Genomic DNA, 16,559 nt, shown 5'->3' on the forward strand with positions numbered 1-16,559 from the left:
CGCTTCTGGTGCGCGCATAGGCTGGTGCCTTGAGCCTGTTCAGGGCATGAGCTTCCTATGGACGCGCTCTCTCTATTCGGCCTAGCCGCGGTATCCTTCACCCTGCTATGCTACGCCAAGGAAGCCGGTTCGCACTGGTGGACGCTGGGCTTCGCATTCGGGTGCGTCCTAGGCTCGATCTACGGCTTCCTTCAAGGCGCTTGGCCGTTCGGGGTGGTCGAGCTGATCTGGACAATCGTGTCGTTCTCCCGCTGGCTCAAGATGCGCCGCGCCGCGGAACCGCTCGCTTGACACTGCGTTCGCCCGCGCCTAGTTGAACTCTCCCCGACACGACGGTTCCGGCGGCGCTTGTTTGCGTTCGTCGCTATCGTGCGTTTCGGTTCATCGCTAAGAGATGGGGTCTGTGCAGCCATGCCGGACCTCGTGGAGCAGGAGAACCAAGTTCATGGCACGTATCGCGGGTGTTAATATCCCGACCAACAAGCGCGTGGTGATCGCGCTGACCTATATTCACGGCATCGGTTCGACCAAGGCCAAGGAAATCGTCGCGAAGCTCGGCATCGCCGACACCGCCCGCGTCCAGGACCTGACCGACCAGGAAGTCCTGCACATCCGCGAGACGATCGACGCCGATCACACCGTCGAGGGCGATCTGCGCCGCCAGACCTCGATGAACATCAAGCGCCTGATGGATCTCGCCTGCTATCGCGGCCTGCGTCATCGCAAGGGCCTCCCGGTCCGCGGCCAGCGCACGCATACCAATGCGCGCACCCGCAAGGGCAAGGCCAAGCCGATCGCCGGCAAGAAGAAGTAATCCACCTTTTCAATGGATTACTCCGCCGGCGCTGGTCCCAACGGGCCGCCCGGCGTCACGCAGATACAGGTCAGGAAATACACCATGGCACGCGAACCTCAGCGCATTAAGCGGCGCGAGCGCAAGAACATCACCTCTGGCGTGGCTCACGTGAATGCCAGCTTCAACAACACCATGATCACGATCACCGATGCCCAGGGCAACGCGATCTCGTGGTCGTCGGCCGGCGCAATGGGCTTCAAGGGCTCGCGCAAGTCGACTCCGTACGCGGCCCAGGTCGCAGCGGAAGACGCCGGCAAGAAGGCCGCCGAGCACGGCGTCCGCACGATCGAAGTCGAGGTCAAGGGCCCCGGCTCGGGTCGCGAATCGGCCCTGCGCGCGCTTCAGGCAGTCGGTTTCCAGATCACGTCGATCCGCGACGTGACCTCGATCCCGCACAACGGCGTGCGCCCTTCGAAGCGTCGTCGCGTCTGATTCTCCGCCTCCCGTGCGCGGTTGATCGCGCCGCACGGGTGTATTTTATTGGTCGGCGGACACACCCGTTCGCCGGCCCCCAAATTAGGGGAAGCATGTGTCTGTCAACGCAAAGAACTGGCAGGAACTCAAGAAGCCCAGCGGCCTGGAGAAAAAGGCCGGTGGCGACACCAAGCGCAAGGCGACCTTCATCGCCGAGCCGCTCGAGCGTGGCTTCGGCCTGACGCTCGGCAACGCGCTGCGTCGCGTGTTGCTCTCGTCGCTGCAGGGCGCGGCCGTCACCTCGATCAAGATCGAGAACGTGCTCCATGAGTTCTCGTCTCTGGCCGGCGTCCGCGAGGACGTGACCGACATCGTCCTCAACGTGAAGCAGATCGCGATCCGCATGCAGGGCGAGGGGCCGAAGCGCCTCCAGCTCTCGGCAACGGGTCCGGGTGAAGTCAAGGCCGGCGACATCGCCGTCTCGGGCGACATCGAGATCATGAACAAGGATCTCGTGATCTGCCACCTCGATGAGGGTGCGACGCTCAACATGGAGCTGACCGCCGACATCGGTAAGGGTTACGTGCCCGCGACCGCAAACCGCCCGGCCGACGCGCCGATCGGTCTGATCCCGGTCGATGCGCTGTACTCGCCGGTACGTCAGGTGTCGTACAAGGTCGACCCGACCCGCGTCGGTCAGGACCTGGATTACGACAAGCTGACGCTGACGATCGAAACCGACGGCACGATCACCCCGGAAGACGCAGTCGGCTATGCCGGTCGCATCCTCCAGGACCAGCTCGCGCTGTTCGTCCACTTCGACGATTCGTCGGTCACGCGTTCGTCGGCCCCGATCGGCCAGGCAGCACCTGCTGCCGGTGGTGCGGAGCCCGCAGGCGACACCCAGCAGATCAACCGTTACCTTCTCAAGAAGGTCGACGAGCTGGAGCTGTCGGTGCGCTCGGCGAACTGCCTCAAGAACGACAACATCATCTACATCGGCGATCTGGTCGGCAAGACCGAAGCCGAGATGCTGCGTACGCCTAACTTCGGCCGCAAGTCCTTGAACGAGATCAAGGAAGTGCTGTCGTCGATGGGTCTTCGCCTGGGCATGGAGATCCCCGGCTGGCCACCTGAGAACATCGAAGAGATGGCCAAGAAGCTCGAGCAGGAGATAATGGGCTGATTTCGCTCCGGGGCAAGCAAGCTTGCCCCGTAGACGAAACAGCCCGGCCGGCGGGTCGGTTTCGACCGACCCGTTCGACGACACGGCTTCGCCGAGTCGCCACCCGGCTGGAGACGAAGGGAAGGACTAAGGAAGCGTCCTAGGCGTAACCTCATCCTAACCTTTGAACGAAAGGCGATCGGTCGCGGCCTTAACGGCGACCAGCTCCCGGGTACCTCACACGGCCCCTGAACGAACGAAAAGGTATTAAACATGCGCCATCGCGTAGGCGGCCGTAAGCTTCAGCGGACCTCGGCCCACCGTCTTGCCCTGTTCCGCAACATGAGCGCCGCGCTCATCAAGCACGAGCAGATCACCACCACCGTCGCCAAGGCGAAGGAACTGCGTCCCTACGTCGAGAAGCTGATCACGCTCGCGAAGAAGGGTGGCCTGTCCAACCGTCGTCTCGCGCACGGCAAGCTGCTCGACGATGCGCAGCTGATCAAGTTGTTCGACACGCTCGCGACCCGTTACGCGGATCGCAACGGCGGCTACACCCGCGTCATCAAGGCCGGCATCCGCATGTCGGACGCCTCGCCGATGGCCGTCATCGAGTTCGTCGACCGCGATGTCTCGGCGAAGGGCCAGGATTCGGGTCCGGTGATGAACGACAACGAGTACGACGACGCAGCGTAAGACTGTTCTCCTGCGCACGCAGGAGCCCAGGATCACAAGCGAAACCGTCAGTTACCCTGGCCTCCTGCGTCCGCAGGAGAACATGGAAACCTTAAGGGCCGCGTCCAGCAATGGGCGCGGCCTCTTTCGTTACGGGCCCCATCCGGCTATGCGCCCGACATGGAGCACCCAGACAGCATTCTCATCGTCGATTTCGGCAGCCAGGTAACCCAGCTGATCGCCCGCCGCGTGCGCGAGGCCGGCGTCTATAGCGAGATCGCCCCCTTCCAGTCCGCCGAGGCCGCATTCGACCGGATGCAGCCCAAGGGCATCATCCTCTCGGGTGGCCCCGCCTCGGTCACCACCGAGAACTCGCCGCGCGTGCCGCAGCGCTTCTTCGAGGCGGGTATTCCGATCCTCGGCATCTGCTACGGCCAGCAAGTCATGTCCGCACAGCTCGGCGGCAACGTGATCGTCTCGGGGGATGGAGGCGAGTTCGGCAGCGCGTTCATCGAGGTCAAGTCCAACTGCGCGCTGTTCGACGGCCTCTGGGCCGAGGGCGAGCGCCACCAAGTCTGGATGAGCCACGGCGACAAGGTCGACGCGATCCCGCCCGGCTTCACCCCCGTCGCCACCTCGACCGGCGCGCCCTATGCGATCGTCGCCGACGAGGCGCGACGCTTCTACGGCGTGCAGTTCCATCCCGAGGTCGTCCATACCCCCGATGGCGGCAAGCTGATCGCCAACTTCGCGCGCCACGTCTGCGGGCTGAGCGGCGACTGGACGATGGCCGAGTTCCGCGAGACCAAGATCGCCGAGATCCGCGCGCAGGTCGGCAAGGGTCGCGTCATCTGCGGCCTGTCGGGCGGCGTCGACTCGGCGGTGGCCGCGGTACTGATCCACGAGGCGATCGGCGAGCAGCTCACCTGCGTCTATGTCGACCACGGCCTGATGCGCGCGGGCGAGAGCGAGCAGGTCGTCAGCCTGTTCCGCGGCGCGTACAACATCCCCTTGATCCACGTGAACGTCGAGGAGCTGTTCCTGAGCGGCCTCGCCGGGATCACGGACCCCGAGCTGAAGCGCAAGTTCATCGGCAAGACATTCATCGACGTGTTCGACACCGAGGCGAAGAAGCTCGGCGGCGCGGAGTTCCTCGCGCAGGGTACGCTGTACCCGGACGTGATCGAGAGCGTTAGCTTCACCGGCGGTCCGTCGGTGACGATCAAGAGCCACCACAATGTCGGCGGCCTGCCCGAGCGCATGAACATGAAGCTCGTCGAGCCGTTGCGCGAGCTGTTTAAGGACGAGGTCCGCGTGCTCGGCCGCGAGCTCGGGCTCCCCGAGATCTTCGTCGGCCGTCACCCGTTCCCCGGACCCGGCCTCGCGATCCGCATCCCCGGCGAAGTCACCAAGGAACGCTGCGACATCCTGCGCAAGGCCGACGCGATCTATCTCGAGGAGATCCGCGCGGCGGGGCTCTACGACACGATCTGGCAGGCGTTCGCGGTACTGCTGCCGGTCCGCAGCGTCGGCGTGATGGGCGACGGCCGCACCTACGACAACGTGCTGGCGTTGCGCGCGGTCACCTCTACCGACGGCATGACGGCGCAGGCGTTCCAGTTCCCCGGCGACTTCCTGCCGCGCGTGGCCACCCGGATCATCAACGAGGTCAAGGGCATCAACCGGGTGACCTACGACTACACCTCGAAGCCCCCCGGCACGATCGAGTGGGAATGAACTAGACGCATATTTTACGATCCTCCCCCGCAAGGGGGAGGTGGCTGGCTCTTGCCAGACGGAGGGGGAGGACATGATGCAGACGTTACCACTTACCGCCCCCTCCGTCAGGCTACGCCTGCAACCTCACCCTAGCGGGGGAGGATCGCTACGCGCCGGCGTCAGATCGTCGCTTAGTGCGTTTGCGATCGCGGCTACCACGCCACTGCTGCTGGGGGCGGCGGACCCTCCAGCCTGGGCCCGCCCGCAAGCACCGTTCCCGATCGCAGGCCCGATCACCTATGTCGGCAGCGAAGGCATAGCTGCCTACCTCATCAAGACCAGCGCAGGCGCGATCCTGATCGACGGCACGCTCGCAGAGAATGCGGGCATGATCGAACGCAACATCGCCAACGCCGGAGTCCGTCCCCGCGACGTAAAGCTGATCCTCGTCACGCACGCACACTTCGATCACGCCGCGGGTGTCGCTGCGCTCAAGCGCGCAACCGGCGCTCGCGTGGTCGCCGGCGTTCGCGATGTCCGCGCGCTCGAAACCGGCATACCGCCCGGCGAGACCAGCTACGGCATCATCCGGTTCCCCGCGATCCACGTCGATCGCGGCGTCCGCGATGGGGACAAGGTCACGCTCGGCAACGTCACGCTGACCGCGCACGCGACGCCGGGACACACGCCCGGCTGCACGACTTGGACGATGCAGATCCCCGCCAAGCCGCGCCCGCTCGACGTCGTCTTCCCGTGCAGCGTCAGCGTCGCGGGCAACCGCCTGATCGGCAACCGCGCCTATCCCGGCATCGTCGCCGACTACCGCCGCAGCATTGCCATGCTCGGCGCGCTGCATGCCGACATCGTCCTGCCGTCGCACCCCGAACTAGCCGACGTCATCGCCAAGGGCAAACGTCGCCAAGCCGGCGACACGACCGCGTTCGTCGATCCGAAACTGCTCCCAAAGATCGTCGCCAAGGCCAAGGTCGCGTTCGACGCCGATCTCGCCAAGCAGGCGCGCTGAGCGGCGATGCTGGTCCTTTGCGGCATCGCGGTGATCGTCGCGGGCTTCCTGCTCCGGTTCAACCCGCTGCTCGTCGTCGCCGTCTCCGCACTCGTCACCGGCCTTGCCGCTGGACTCGCCCCGCTAACGATCCTCGCCGCGTTCGGAAAGGCGTTCAACGAGAACCGCTATGTCACCGTGATCTACATAGTTCTCCCGGTGATCGGAATGCTCGAACGCCACGGTCTCCAGGAACGCGCGAGACTAGCCATCGGCAAGCTCAAGGGGGCGACCGTGGGGCGTTTCCTTACCGGCTATCTCCTGTTCCGCCAGCTCACCGCAGCGCTCGGCCTTACCTCGATCGCCGGCCCCGCACAAAGCGTCCGCCCCCTGGTCGCCCCGATGGCCGAAGCCGCCGCCGAAGCGCAGGGCGTCACGCCCGGCGGCGACCGGATCCCCGCGATGGCCGCGGCAACCGACAATATCGGGCTCTTCTTCGGCGAGGACATCTTCATAGCGATCGGATCGATCCTGCTGATGAAGGGCGTGCTGGAGGGCTACGGCATCGTCATCCAGCCGCTCCACCTCTCGATGTGGGCGATCCCGACCGCGATCGCCGCGTTCCTGATCCACGGCTTCCGCCTTTGGCTGCTCGACCGTCGACTAGCGCGCGGCCGATGATCGGCATGATCGGCACCGGCTTCATCTATGGCGTCGCCGGCCTGATGTTCGCGGTGTTCGCAGTCCTGAGCGCCACCGACAACGCCAACCCGAAGCGTTTTGGCAACGCGGCGTTCTACGCGGTGCTCGCGATCAGCTTCCTGCTCGGTGGAAAGCTCGGCGACGTCGGCAACGGCGTTCTCGTCCTGGCGCTCGTCGCGATCGCCGGCTTGGGCGCGATGGGGCGGGGCGGGCGTGCTACGACTACGCTCGACGAACGGCGTGCCGAAGCCACCCGGCTTGGCAACCGGATATTCCTCCCCGCACTGATCATCCCGGCCGCAGCACTCGGCGGAACCGTCCTGTTCCGCGCAGTCCCCAGCCTCGTTGACCCCAAGCAAGCGACGCTCGTCGCGCTAACCTGCGGCGTCGTGATCGCGCTGGTCGCGATGCACCTATGGTTCCGCCCCCGTATCGCCACGCCGCTCGCGGAAGGCGTCAGGCTGATGGACGCAATCGGCTGGGCCGCAGTGCTCCCTCAGATGCTGGCGAGCCTCGGCGCAGTGTTCGCGCTCGCCGGTGTCGGCGACGTCGTCGGCGGTCTGGCCGGCCACGCCATCCCCGAGGGAAGCCTCATCGGTGCAGTCCTTGCTTACACGCTCGGCATGGCGCTGTTCACCATGGTCATGGGCAACGCGTTCGCAGCGTTCCCGGTGATGGCGGCGGCGATCGGCATCCCGCTGCTCGTGCGCCATTACGGCGGTGACCCCGCGGTGGTCGCGGCGATCGGCATGCTCAGCGGATTCTGCGGCACGCTGATGACGCCGATGGCGGCCAACTTCAATCTCGTCCCCGCCGCCTTGCTCGATCTCAACGACAAGAACGCCGTCATCCGCGCGCAGATACCGACCGCGCTACCATTGCTCGCGGTCAACATCGGGCTGCTCTACTGGCTGGGCTTCCGCTGACCTGACGTCCTGATCTTCGTCCCGAGCATCACCAGCTTGCCATCGATCCCGAACCAGTGCGGCGTCCCCGCCGGGATCAGGAACACGTCGCCGACCGCAAGCTTCCGCGTCGTGCCACCCTCGATCCGATCACCTTCGACCAGCCCCGGAAAGCGCAGCTTCGGCGCGACCAGCGTACCACCCGATACGAGCGTTCCCGAACCCGCCATCACGGTCGCGTATTCGGCCTCGTCCGGATGCACCGCAGGCTTGCCCGGCGCCTTCCAATATTCGAGCGAGGCGCTCGTCCCGTCCGCCTGTACCAGCGGCGCCATGGCGAACCCCTGGCCCGGCTTCATCGTCTTCTCCAAAGCAACGATTCGCGCGCGCACGTCGGCTGATCCAGCAAAGCTCGTCGGATCGCTCGCAGTCTGTGCGGGCAGGGAGGAAGTCGCAACGAGCGCGACGGCAGCGGCAAGCAACGGCCGCATCACAGCTTCACCGTCCGGCCTTCGCGCACGGACCGATAGATCGCCTCGACGATCCGCATGTCGCGCAGGCCCTCTTCGCCCGAGACGATCGGTTCGCGCCCGTCGAGAATGCATTCGGCCAGATGATCGAGCTGCCCCGCGAACTGCGTCTTGCCGGGGCCGGGCGGGGGACTGGTGATCGCGGTCTCGCGACCATCGCGCCCGGTCCACATCTTGTTGCCGTCGTAGCGCGTGGCCGGTTCCAGCTCGATGCGGCCCTTGTCGCCCATCAGCAGGATATGGTTCTGGTTGGCGCTGTACATCGACTGGCACCCGGCGATCGCGCCCGACGGGAATTCAAGCGTCCATTCGATCATGTCCTCGACCTCGCGGAAGCGCGGATCGCGGCGGTCGGTGGATTCGCGCGCGGTGACCGCGATCGGCTCTTCGCCGGTCATGTAGCGCGCGGCCTGCAGGCTGTAGATGCCCATGTCCATCAGCGAACCGCCGCCTGAGAGCGCGCGCTTGAGGCGCCACTTGTTCGGGTCGCTCTGGACAAAACCATGCTCCGAACGGACGTAGCGGATCTTGCCCGCCGCCCCGGACTTGGCGAGCCGCATCGCCTCCAGGTTGAACGGCTCGAAGTGGCAGCGATAACCGATCATCAGCTTCTTGCCGGCGGTCTTGCACGCCCGGATCATCGCCTCGCATTCCGCGACCGAGATCGCCATCGGCTTCTCGCACATGACGTGCTTGCCGGCCTTTGCCGCGCGGATGGTGTATTCGGCGTGCATCGAATTGGGCAGGCACACATAGACGATGTCGACGTCCGGATTGTCGCGGATGCGATCGAAATCGGCATAGGTATAGATCGAACGTTCGGGCACGCCGTACTTCGTCGCGGTCGCGAGCGCCTTGGCCCGGTCGCCGCTGACCAGCGCCGTCACGCGCGAATGCTCGCAATTGACGAACTGCGGCATGATCGTCTGCAACCCGTAATAGCCGAGCCCAACGATCGCATAGCCGAGCTTGCGATCGGGGGCCGCGCGCGCCACGCCGCTCGATGTGGCGGCCAGCGTTGCCGCAGCGACCAGGAGATCACGCCTGCCGAATTCCATCAGGGTTCCTTTCGAGAAACTGGAAGCATCTTTGCCGATCCGCGCGAAATGAGCCAGCCGCCATCGGCAAGCCAGTCCGCCAGTCGATCGGGCCAGTGCTGGATCGAGATGCGCCCCGACCGCGTGCCGAGATTGAACGCATGATCGGTGTCCGCGTAAAGGTGCAACTCCGCCGAAACGCCCGCGCTGCGCAGTTGCGAATACAGCGTCATCGCCGATGTCGCGCAGCACTGGTCGAGCGAGCCCGCGATGAGGAACGCAGGCGGCGCGTTTGCGACGGCCTTGGCCGGCGTGCCAAGCGGCCCCGGATAGACGAGCACCTGGAAGTCCGGCCGCGCACTCACCCGATCGATCGAGTCCGTCGGCGTCTGCGCGGGCGCAGGGTTGTCGGCGACGAGCGACACGAGTTCGCCGCCCGCGGAAAAGCCCATCACGCCGATCCGGGCAGGATCGATCGCGTAGTCGCTCGCATGCGCGCGGACCCACCGGACCGCGCGCCGCAGATCGGCTGCCGCGTCGCGCTCGATATCGTACGATGAGCCGGGATCGCGCGCGAGGCGGTACTTCAGCACGAACGTCGTGACGCCGTAGCGGTTGAGCGCCTTCGCGGGCACCTCGCCCTCGTTGATCCACACCAGCATGCGGTGACCGCCACCGGGCGCGATGATCACCGCGGCGCCGTTGGCGTGGTTCGGGGCGGGGCGGTGGATCGTCAGCGTCGGGTTGTGGACGTTGCTGACATAGCTGTCCTTCACCGTCTCGGCTTCGGTCCGCCGCGCTTCCGATCCGGGCGCACCGTTCGGCCAGAGCGCCACGACGGGCGCCTGCTGCGCAGCGGCGGGCGCGGAGACCAGCATGAGGGCGAAAGCAATGCGTAGCGACATCAACGACCCTCGACCGCACTCCTGCGCGAGTACTGCCACCGAGTGTCGGCCTTGTCGGCCGGCTTGGCTATTACGACCTTCGTCGTGCGTCTCCGGCGGTTTCGGCCGTGCCCGACATCTCGCGTCCGATCCACGCGAGCGCTTCGGCGCAAAGCCGATCGGGCGCTTCTTCCGCATCGAGCGTGACGGCGCGCTCGTCGGGACCCAGTTCTTCCAGGGTATCGAGCTGACTCGCGAGCAGGCTGGCCGGCATGTAATGGTCCGCACGGTGGACCAGCCGTCGGGCGAGTTCACCGCTGTCCTTCGTATCGAGAAACACGAACAGCAACGGCATGCCGACGGCATCCGCCAGTCGATCGCGATAGGCGCGCTTCAACGCGGAACATGCTGCAACCGCGGTGCCGTCCATCAGGGCTGCATCATGCAACCCGGCGGCGATCCTATCGAGCCAGGGCCAGCGATCCTGATCGTCAAGCGGATGGCCAGACCGCATCTTCGCGACGCTGTCCGCACTGTGGAAATCATCGCCTTCGAGGAAATCGCAGCGCAGATGGCGCGCAAGTTCGGCACCCAGTGTCGACTTGCCGCTGCCGCTGACGCCCATCACGATGATGGCATAGGGTGGCGCGTCGGCCGGATTGGGGATCGTTTGGAAGGAAGGAGGCACTGGCTCTCCATAAGCTGCGCGCGGTCGGTTCGTCACCGTCTATCGTTCGTGCGCGCGGGATCGGCTACTACGACCTTGGTCGTGATCGCCTATGGTCGCATGCGCCACTACCTCCAGTGCAGACTGGCGGACATCGTTCGGTGCGTCCCACAACAATCTCGGGTGAGCCTGTGAAACTGACACTAGCGATCGCGCTTCTGGGGACGACCGTTCCAGCGTTTGCGGCACCCCGTTCGGCCTCTCCCTCTCGATCGGTATTTCTCACCGCACCGGCAGATCCACGCGCGGTGACGGTTCGCGGCCGTGGTGACGGCCGATCCGACGATACCGCCGCGATCCAGGCCGCGATCGACAGCGCGGCGAGCGCGAAAGGCGGCGAGGGCATCGTCTTCCTGCCCGCCGGCCGCTATCGTATCTCGCGAACCATCTTCGTCTGGCCCGGCGTGCGCGTGTTCGGCACGGGCAAGACGCGACCCGTCATCACGCTCGGCGCTGCGACCCCAGGGTTCCAGACCGGCGTGGCGAACATGCTGTTCTTCACCGGTTCGCGTGCCGACAGCCGCGCCGCACCGCCAAAGGTACCGGTGCCACCGCCGACCAGCGTACCGTTCGACGCCACCATCGCCGACGCCAATTCGGGGACATTCTACTCCGCACTCAGCAACGTCGATTTCGAGATCGGCGACGGCAATCCCGCGGCGACCGCGGTCCGGTTCCACTTGGCGCAGCACGCATATTTGAGCCATGTCGACTTCCACATCGGCTCCGGGTTGGCCGGTATCTATCAGGTCGGCAATGTCGGGCAGGACCTGCGCTTCTTCGGCGGGCGCTACGGCATCCTCAGCGAGAAGACCTCGCCCGCATGGCAGTACACCTTGCTGGATTCGTCGTTCGAGGGCCAGCGCGACGCCGCGATCCGTGAGCATGAGGCGGGGCTGACACTCGTCAACACAAGCATCCGCAACGTCCCCGTCGGGATCGAGATCGACCGTGGCTATGGCGACTGGCTATGGGGCCGCGACGTGCGGTTCGAGAACGTCTCGGACGCCGCCGTCGTCATCAGCAACGAGGATAATGTCTACACGCAGATCGGCTTCCAGGACGCCACTGCCAGCGCCGTGCCGATCTTCGCGCGGTTCCGTGACAGCGGGAAGACCGTGGCCGGGCAGGGCGCAAAATACCGGGTCAAGGCGTTTACCTACGGCCTGACGCTGCCGGGGCTCGGCGCGACCGGCAAGTACGAGACGCGCGTCGATGCCGCGACGATCCGGGCAATGCCCAAGCGGATACCGTCCGCGATCCGCTCGCTGCCGCCCGTCGCGCAGTGGTTCGACGTGCGAAGCGCGGGCGCGAAGGGCGACGACGCAACCGACGATACCGCAGCGATCCAGCGCGCGATCGATACGCACCGCGTGGTCTATTTCCCCACCGGCTTCTACCGCGTTTCCGCTACGCTGAAGCTGCGGTCCGACACGGTGCTGATCGGCCTGCATCCGGACATGACGCAGATCGTCCTGGCGGACGACACGCCAAGCTTCCGCGGCATCGGTGCCGCCAAGGGGCTGATCGAAAGCGCAAAGGGTGGCGCGGCGATCGTCTCCGGCATCGGCCTGACCACCGGCGGCATCAACCCGCGCGCGACGGCGTTGCTATGGAAGGCCGGCGCGGACTCGCTGGTCGACGACGTCCGCTTCCATGGTGGCCACGGCACCAGCCGTGCCGACGGCAGCCGGATCGATCCGTACAATGCCGACCACACCGGCGACGCCGATCCGCGCAAGCGCTGGGACGGGCAATATGCGAGCCTCTCGGTCACCGATGGCGGCGGCGGCACGTTCAACAATTTGTGGACCCCCAACACCTTCGCCGCCGCCGGGCTCCACGTCTCGAACACCAGCACGCCGGGCCATGTGTACGAGATGTCCGCCGAGCATCACGCGCGCGCGGAAATCGTCCTGGACGGCGTCAAGAACTGGGAGTTCCTCGCGCCGCAGACCGAGGAAGAGGCGGGCGAGAGCCGCAATGCGTTGTCGCTCGAGGTTCGCAATTCGAGCAACATCCTGTTCGCGAACTATCACGCGTACAGGGTCACACGGTCGCTCCAGCCGGCGCCATCGGCGGTGCGGATCTACAATTCCAACGATATCCGCTTCCGCAACGTGCATGTGAACGGCGAGAGCGGGCTGGCGTTCTGCGATGCGGAAGGCTGCGGCACCGACCTGCGCGCGAGCAAGTTCCCGTACGAGAACGCGGTCCAGGACATGACCAACGGAGCGGAGGTGCGCGAACGCGAGTTCGCGGTGCTGGACGTGAAGCGCGGCGCCATGCCGGTCGCGACGACCACTGGCCCGGCCGTCCGCAAGCTGGAAGACGGGTTCTACTCGATCGCCGGCGCGGCGGTGGATGCGAAGGGCAAGCTCTACTTCGTCGAGCATAATACGCACCGCATCTATGGCTGGACGGCGAGTGAGGGGCTGTCGGTCGCCGCCGATGCGCCCGTCGATCCGGTCAATCTCGCGGTCGATCGCTCGGGTAACCTCATGGTGCTGTCGTCCGATGGCGAGGCAGGAACGGTCTACAGCATCAAGCCCGGCGACCCCGATAGCATAGCCGTGATCCCACCCACGTCGGTCACCCCGCACCGCGATGCGAGCGTCGCACTACCCGGCAATTTCTGGGTGAATGGCGAGTTCAGGGATCAGATCGATCCGACGACCTACCAGTTCACGACGCTCGGCGAGATGTTCGCGCGCGACATGGCCCTGCCCAAGCCGCGCGAATATGTCTCGCCAGACGGCTCGCTGGTCCTACCCGCGTATCGCACCGTCCAGCAAGGGCCGCCCAACCATCTCGGCTGGCGCTTCTCGGACGCACTCGACACCTACGGCTTCGTGAACGCCAAGCTCGGCGAGCGCGTGTTCGTCAGCAACGACTCCGAAGCCAAAACTTATAGCGGACTGGTCGGCGTGGGCGGCAGCATCACCGATCTGAAGCCGTTCGCCAACCGCGGCGGCGAGAGCGTCGCGGTCGGGCCGGACGGCCGTGTCTACCTCGCGAACGGCCAGGTGTTCGTCCACGACCTGGATGGACGCGAGTCCGGACGGATCGACGTCCCCGAGCGGCCGCTGCAACTGATCTTCGGCGGCACGAACGGGCGGACGCTGTTCATCCTAACGCACCACGCGCTCTACGCGGTCGAAACCTGAGTGGCGTTCGTTGCCTCGGCCGCACCGCTGACGCATGACACCCGCCGATAACTGCAAAGGAACGGGCATGACCGACTGGACCACGACACGACGGTCGGCCCTGACCGCGATGGCGGCCACGCTCGCCTTCCCGGCGGTCGCGGCCGGCGGCGGCGAGCGGCGGGTACGGTTGATCGCCGGCACCTACGCCCGCGAAGGCGGCAAGGGCGTGTATCCGATCTCGTTCGACCCGGATCGCGACACATGGCAGGTCGGCACGCCGATATCGGGGATCGACGACGCGTCGTTCGGTATTGGTGGTGGCCCGGACGGTGCGTATTACTTCGTCCGTGAGAAGGCCGCGGGCGAGATCGCTGCCTACGCGCCGGACTGGTCGCACCGCGGCACCACCCCCACGGCAGGCGCCGACCCGTGTTACGTCGCGATCGACCGCGCCAGCGCCTGCCTCGCGGTCGCCAATTATTCGAGCGGCAGCGTCGCGTTCCACCGCCTCGACGCTCGTACCGGCGTGCCAGGCGAACCGGTCGTGTTCCGCCACACGGGGCATGGCCCGAACACGGCCCGGCAGGAGGCACCGCACGCGCACTGGGTCGGCTTCAGCCCGGATCGCCGCTGGCTGCATTCGGTCGACCTGGGGACGGACACGATCTTCGCCTATCGCTTCGACCCGCGGGCGCGCGCACTGGCCGAGCCGGTCGCGGCATGGCGTGCGCCGCCGGGCGCGGGGCCGCGCCATACGGTCCACCATCCACGCCGTACACTCGCCTACGTCGTATGCGAACTGTCCAATACGGTCATCATGCTCGACGCCCGCCCAGATGGCAGTTTCGCGACCCGGCATACGGTCTCGACGCTGCCGAGCAGGTACGAGGGCGCGTCGCAGGCCGCGCATATCGCGATCGATCAGGCCGGACGGCGGCTCTACGTCTCGAACCGCGGCCATGACAGCGTCGCCGTCTTCGCGCTCGACGCGTCAGGCGTGCCGAGCCTGCTCCAGCATATCCCCAGCGGCGGCAAGTGGCCGCGCTTCCTGCTGGTTCTCGAAGCGCAGCGCCGTGTCCTCGTCGGCAACGAGCGATCAGGCACGCTGGCGATCTTCAGGATCGAACCCGATGGCCGACTAATCGCAACCGGACAGACGCTCTCGGTGCCCGGTGTGGTCTTCGTCGGCTAGATATAGCTTCAGGGCACCCGCCGTTCGAGCAACGGTGTCGCCGCGACATACCGTGCCTGCTCGACGAACGGTTCCGAACGCGTCTGCACGTCGACGATCTGGCGCGGAATGACGCCCCCCGCGGGCGGTGCAGGCGACCAGTTCGGCAACCCCGCAGCGTTCGGAGTACCGGTCTTGATGAACGCGGCGAAATACCCTTGGAACACCGTCGAAATCCGGCGATCGTCCGCCGTCCACGCATAAGCCGGGTTCGTATCGAGGTTGCCCAGCGCGTATTCGATCTCCGCGCTGTGCACTGCCCCGATCGGCGGCACGTCGGGGTTGGTCAGCGGCGGCAGTGCGGCGGGGCGGGGATGCGCGAAATGATAATAATAGGTTGGCTGGCGCGCACGGCGGTGCAGGTCGAACCACTGCCACGTCGACGCGCCGAGAAACGCATCGCTTGCCAGCGCGGTCGCCGCAACTGGCACGTCGGCATCCGACTTCGCCGGGTACAAGGCGAGCAGCGCATCCGGATCGGTGAAGAGCTTCGCGACGCCCGCGCGATAATTCGCCACCGTCGGCGGTTGCCCGGCAAGGATGCTCGTCCAGCTTCCCTCCTGCGAGTTCGCACCGACCAATAACGGCACGTGCGCCGCCCGCCCCGCCGTGTAGGTATCGATCGGCGGCTCCGTCAGAAACTGCCCGTCGACGATGAAGTCCGCGCGGAACCGCTGCTTACCCTGCGCCGCGAGCAACGCCTCGGCCGGCATCGCCCGAAGTGCGTCGAGCGACGACGCACCCGCCGCCACGGCGAACCCATCGCCGTCTTTCGTCGCCACCGCGAGAGGCTTGGGGCGGAAGGTCGGCGGCAGCACGCCGCCACTCTCACCGATCGCGCCGGCGAACTGCGTGCGGGTGAGCGGCGAGGTCATCAGCACGCTGACCGACATCGATCCCGCGCTCTCGCCGCCGATCGTGATCCGGGCCGGATCGCCCCCGAACGCGGCGGCGTTGCGCCGGACCCAGGCCAGCGCTGCAGCCTGATCGAGCAGGCCGTAATTCCCCGCGGAATGTGTCGGTGATTCCGCCGCCAGCGCGCTGGTCGCGAGGAACCCGAACGCGCCCAGCCGATAGTTAATCGTGACCACGACGATGCCCTTCTGCGCCATCGCCGCCCCGTCATAGCGCAGTTCCGACCCGTCACCCGCGATCGCGCCACCGCCGTGAATGTAAAACAACACGGGCAGCCGCGCGCCCGGTTTCGCACCCGCCGGTGTCCAGACGTTGAGCGTCAGGCAGTCCTCGCTGACACTCGGCGAGCGGAACTTCATGTCGGCGAATTGCGGTTGCTGCATGCAGCGCGAACCGAACCGGTCTGCCTTGCGCACACCTGTCCATTGCGTCGCCGGCCGCGGTGGCTGCCACCGCAACGGGCCGATCGGTGCCGCAGCATAGGGAATGCCGAGATAAGCATCGACCGGCGTCGCGGCGGTCGAAACGTGCGTGCCCTCGATCGCGCCGCTCGCGACCTGCACGCGCTGCGCTGTCGCCGGTGCGGCCAGCAAGCCGACCGCCATTCCCCAAGTCGCCCACCGCATATCGCCCTCCGCTATCGCTTT

The 16,559-nt window shown here is 66.2% G+C and carries 16 protein-coding genes; 11 read left to right on the forward strand and 5 right to left on the reverse strand.

Translation table 11 applies throughout. From position 1 onward, the window contains the following. Window positions 1-57: 57 nt before the first annotated feature. From C8J42_RS06670 to C8J42_RS06710, 9 genes are all read left to right on the forward strand, one after another. Window positions 58-291: a hypothetical protein gene (locus tag C8J42_RS06670; protein WP_056057848.1), complete on the forward strand. Its 234-nt coding sequence runs from the start codon at window positions 58-60 to the stop codon at window positions 289-291. 154 nt (window positions 292-445) lie between these two features. Then, complete coding sequence (gene rpsM / locus C8J42_RS06675) at window positions 446-814, forward strand: 30S ribosomal protein S13 (RefSeq protein WP_056015521.1); 369 nt, start codon at window positions 446-448, stop codon at window positions 812-814. An 84-nt stretch (window positions 815-898) separates the two neighbouring features. Then, on the forward strand, window positions 899-1,288 hold the full coding sequence (gene rpsK, locus C8J42_RS06680; protein ID WP_031395237.1) for a 30S ribosomal protein S11: 390 nt from the start codon (window positions 899-901) through the stop codon (window positions 1,286-1,288). Between the two features lie 97 nt (window positions 1,289-1,385). Next, a complete protein-coding gene (locus tag C8J42_RS06685) occupies window positions 1,386-2,456 on the forward strand; it encodes a DNA-directed RNA polymerase subunit alpha (protein ID WP_031395236.1) in 1,071 nt (356 codons plus the stop codon). A gap of 252 nt (window positions 2,457-2,708) precedes the next feature. Then, a complete protein-coding gene (gene rplQ / locus C8J42_RS06690) occupies window positions 2,709-3,131 on the forward strand; it encodes a 50S ribosomal protein L17 (protein WP_133019403.1) in 423 nt (140 codons plus the stop codon). Window positions 3,132-3,290: 159 nt separating this feature from the next. Continuing rightward, window positions 3,291-4,847, forward strand: a complete 1,557-nt coding sequence (guaA, locus tag C8J42_RS06695) for a glutamine-hydrolyzing GMP synthase (protein ID WP_056482672.1) — start codon at window positions 3,291-3,293, stop codon at window positions 4,845-4,847. A gap of 76 nt (window positions 4,848-4,923) precedes the next feature. Further along, window positions 4,924-5,853, forward strand: a complete 930-nt coding sequence (gene bla, locus C8J42_RS06700; RefSeq protein WP_133019404.1) for a subclass B3 metallo-beta-lactamase — start codon at window positions 4,924-4,926, stop codon at window positions 5,851-5,853. Window positions 5,854-5,859: 6 nt separating this feature from the next. Continuing rightward, window positions 5,860-6,513, forward strand: coding sequence for a DUF969 domain-containing protein (locus C8J42_RS06705; RefSeq protein WP_133019405.1), 654 nt, complete (start codon window positions 5,860-5,862; stop codon window positions 6,511-6,513). Window positions 6,514-6,518: 5 nt separating this feature from the next. After that, window positions 6,519-7,460 carry a DUF979 domain-containing protein gene (locus tag C8J42_RS06710; RefSeq protein WP_133019932.1) on the forward strand — a complete coding sequence of 314 codons (942 nt, stop codon included), beginning with the start codon at window positions 6,519-6,521 and terminating at the stop codon, window positions 7,458-7,460. Here the strand turns inward: C8J42_RS06710 and C8J42_RS06715 are convergent. The 4 genes from C8J42_RS06715 to C8J42_RS06730 all read right to left on the reverse strand — a co-directional run bounded on the left by C8J42_RS06715 (window position 7,439) and on the right by C8J42_RS06730 (window position 10,515). After that, entirely contained in the window at window positions 7,439-7,930 is a 492-nt protein-coding gene (locus tag C8J42_RS06715; protein ID WP_133019406.1) for a cupin domain-containing protein, read from the reverse strand. The two genes, C8J42_RS06710 and C8J42_RS06715, sit on opposite strands and share 22 nt — an antisense overlap. After that, window positions 7,930-9,027 (reverse strand): Gfo/Idh/MocA family oxidoreductase, encoded by a 1,098-nt coding sequence (locus C8J42_RS06720; RefSeq protein WP_133019407.1) that lies wholly within the window; start codon window positions 9,025-9,027, stop codon window positions 7,930-7,932. The genes C8J42_RS06715 and C8J42_RS06720 overlap by 1 nt, the downstream gene beginning before the upstream one ends. Continuing rightward, window positions 9,027-9,911, reverse strand: a complete 885-nt coding sequence (locus tag C8J42_RS06725) for an alpha/beta hydrolase (RefSeq protein ID WP_133019408.1) — start codon at window positions 9,909-9,911, stop codon at window positions 9,027-9,029. Before C8J42_RS06725 ends, C8J42_RS06720 begins: the two co-directional genes overlap by 1 nt. A gap of 70 nt (window positions 9,912-9,981) precedes the next feature. Further along, a complete protein-coding gene (locus C8J42_RS06730; protein ID WP_133019933.1) occupies window positions 9,982-10,515 on the reverse strand; it encodes a gluconokinase in 534 nt (177 codons plus the stop codon). A 233-nt stretch (window positions 10,516-10,748) separates the two neighbouring features. Between C8J42_RS06730 and C8J42_RS06735 the strand changes: the two genes are divergently transcribed. Continuing rightward, window positions 10,749-13,784, forward strand: a complete 3,036-nt coding sequence (locus tag C8J42_RS06735) for a glycosyl hydrolase family 28-related protein (RefSeq protein ID WP_133019409.1) — start codon at window positions 10,749-10,751, stop codon at window positions 13,782-13,784. A 67-nt stretch (window positions 13,785-13,851) separates the two neighbouring features. Then, the gene (locus tag C8J42_RS06740; protein ID WP_165895447.1) at window positions 13,852-14,958 is read left to right on the forward strand and encodes a lactonase family protein; all 1,107 of its coding nucleotides are present in this window, start codon (window positions 13,852-13,854) and stop codon (window positions 14,956-14,958) included. An 8-nt stretch (window positions 14,959-14,966) separates the two neighbouring features. Here C8J42_RS06740 and C8J42_RS06745 read toward each other — a convergent pair whose 3' ends face one another. Further along, window positions 14,967-16,538 (reverse strand): carboxylesterase family protein, encoded by a 1,572-nt coding sequence (locus C8J42_RS06745; RefSeq protein ID WP_207897081.1) that lies wholly within the window; start codon window positions 16,536-16,538, stop codon window positions 14,967-14,969. Window positions 16,539-16,559 lie beyond the last annotated feature (21 nt).

The organism is Sphingomonas sp. PP-CE-1A-559 (assembly GCF_004340965.1).
Taxonomy (GTDB): Bacteria; Pseudomonadota; Alphaproteobacteria; order Sphingomonadales; family Sphingomonadaceae; genus Sphingomonas.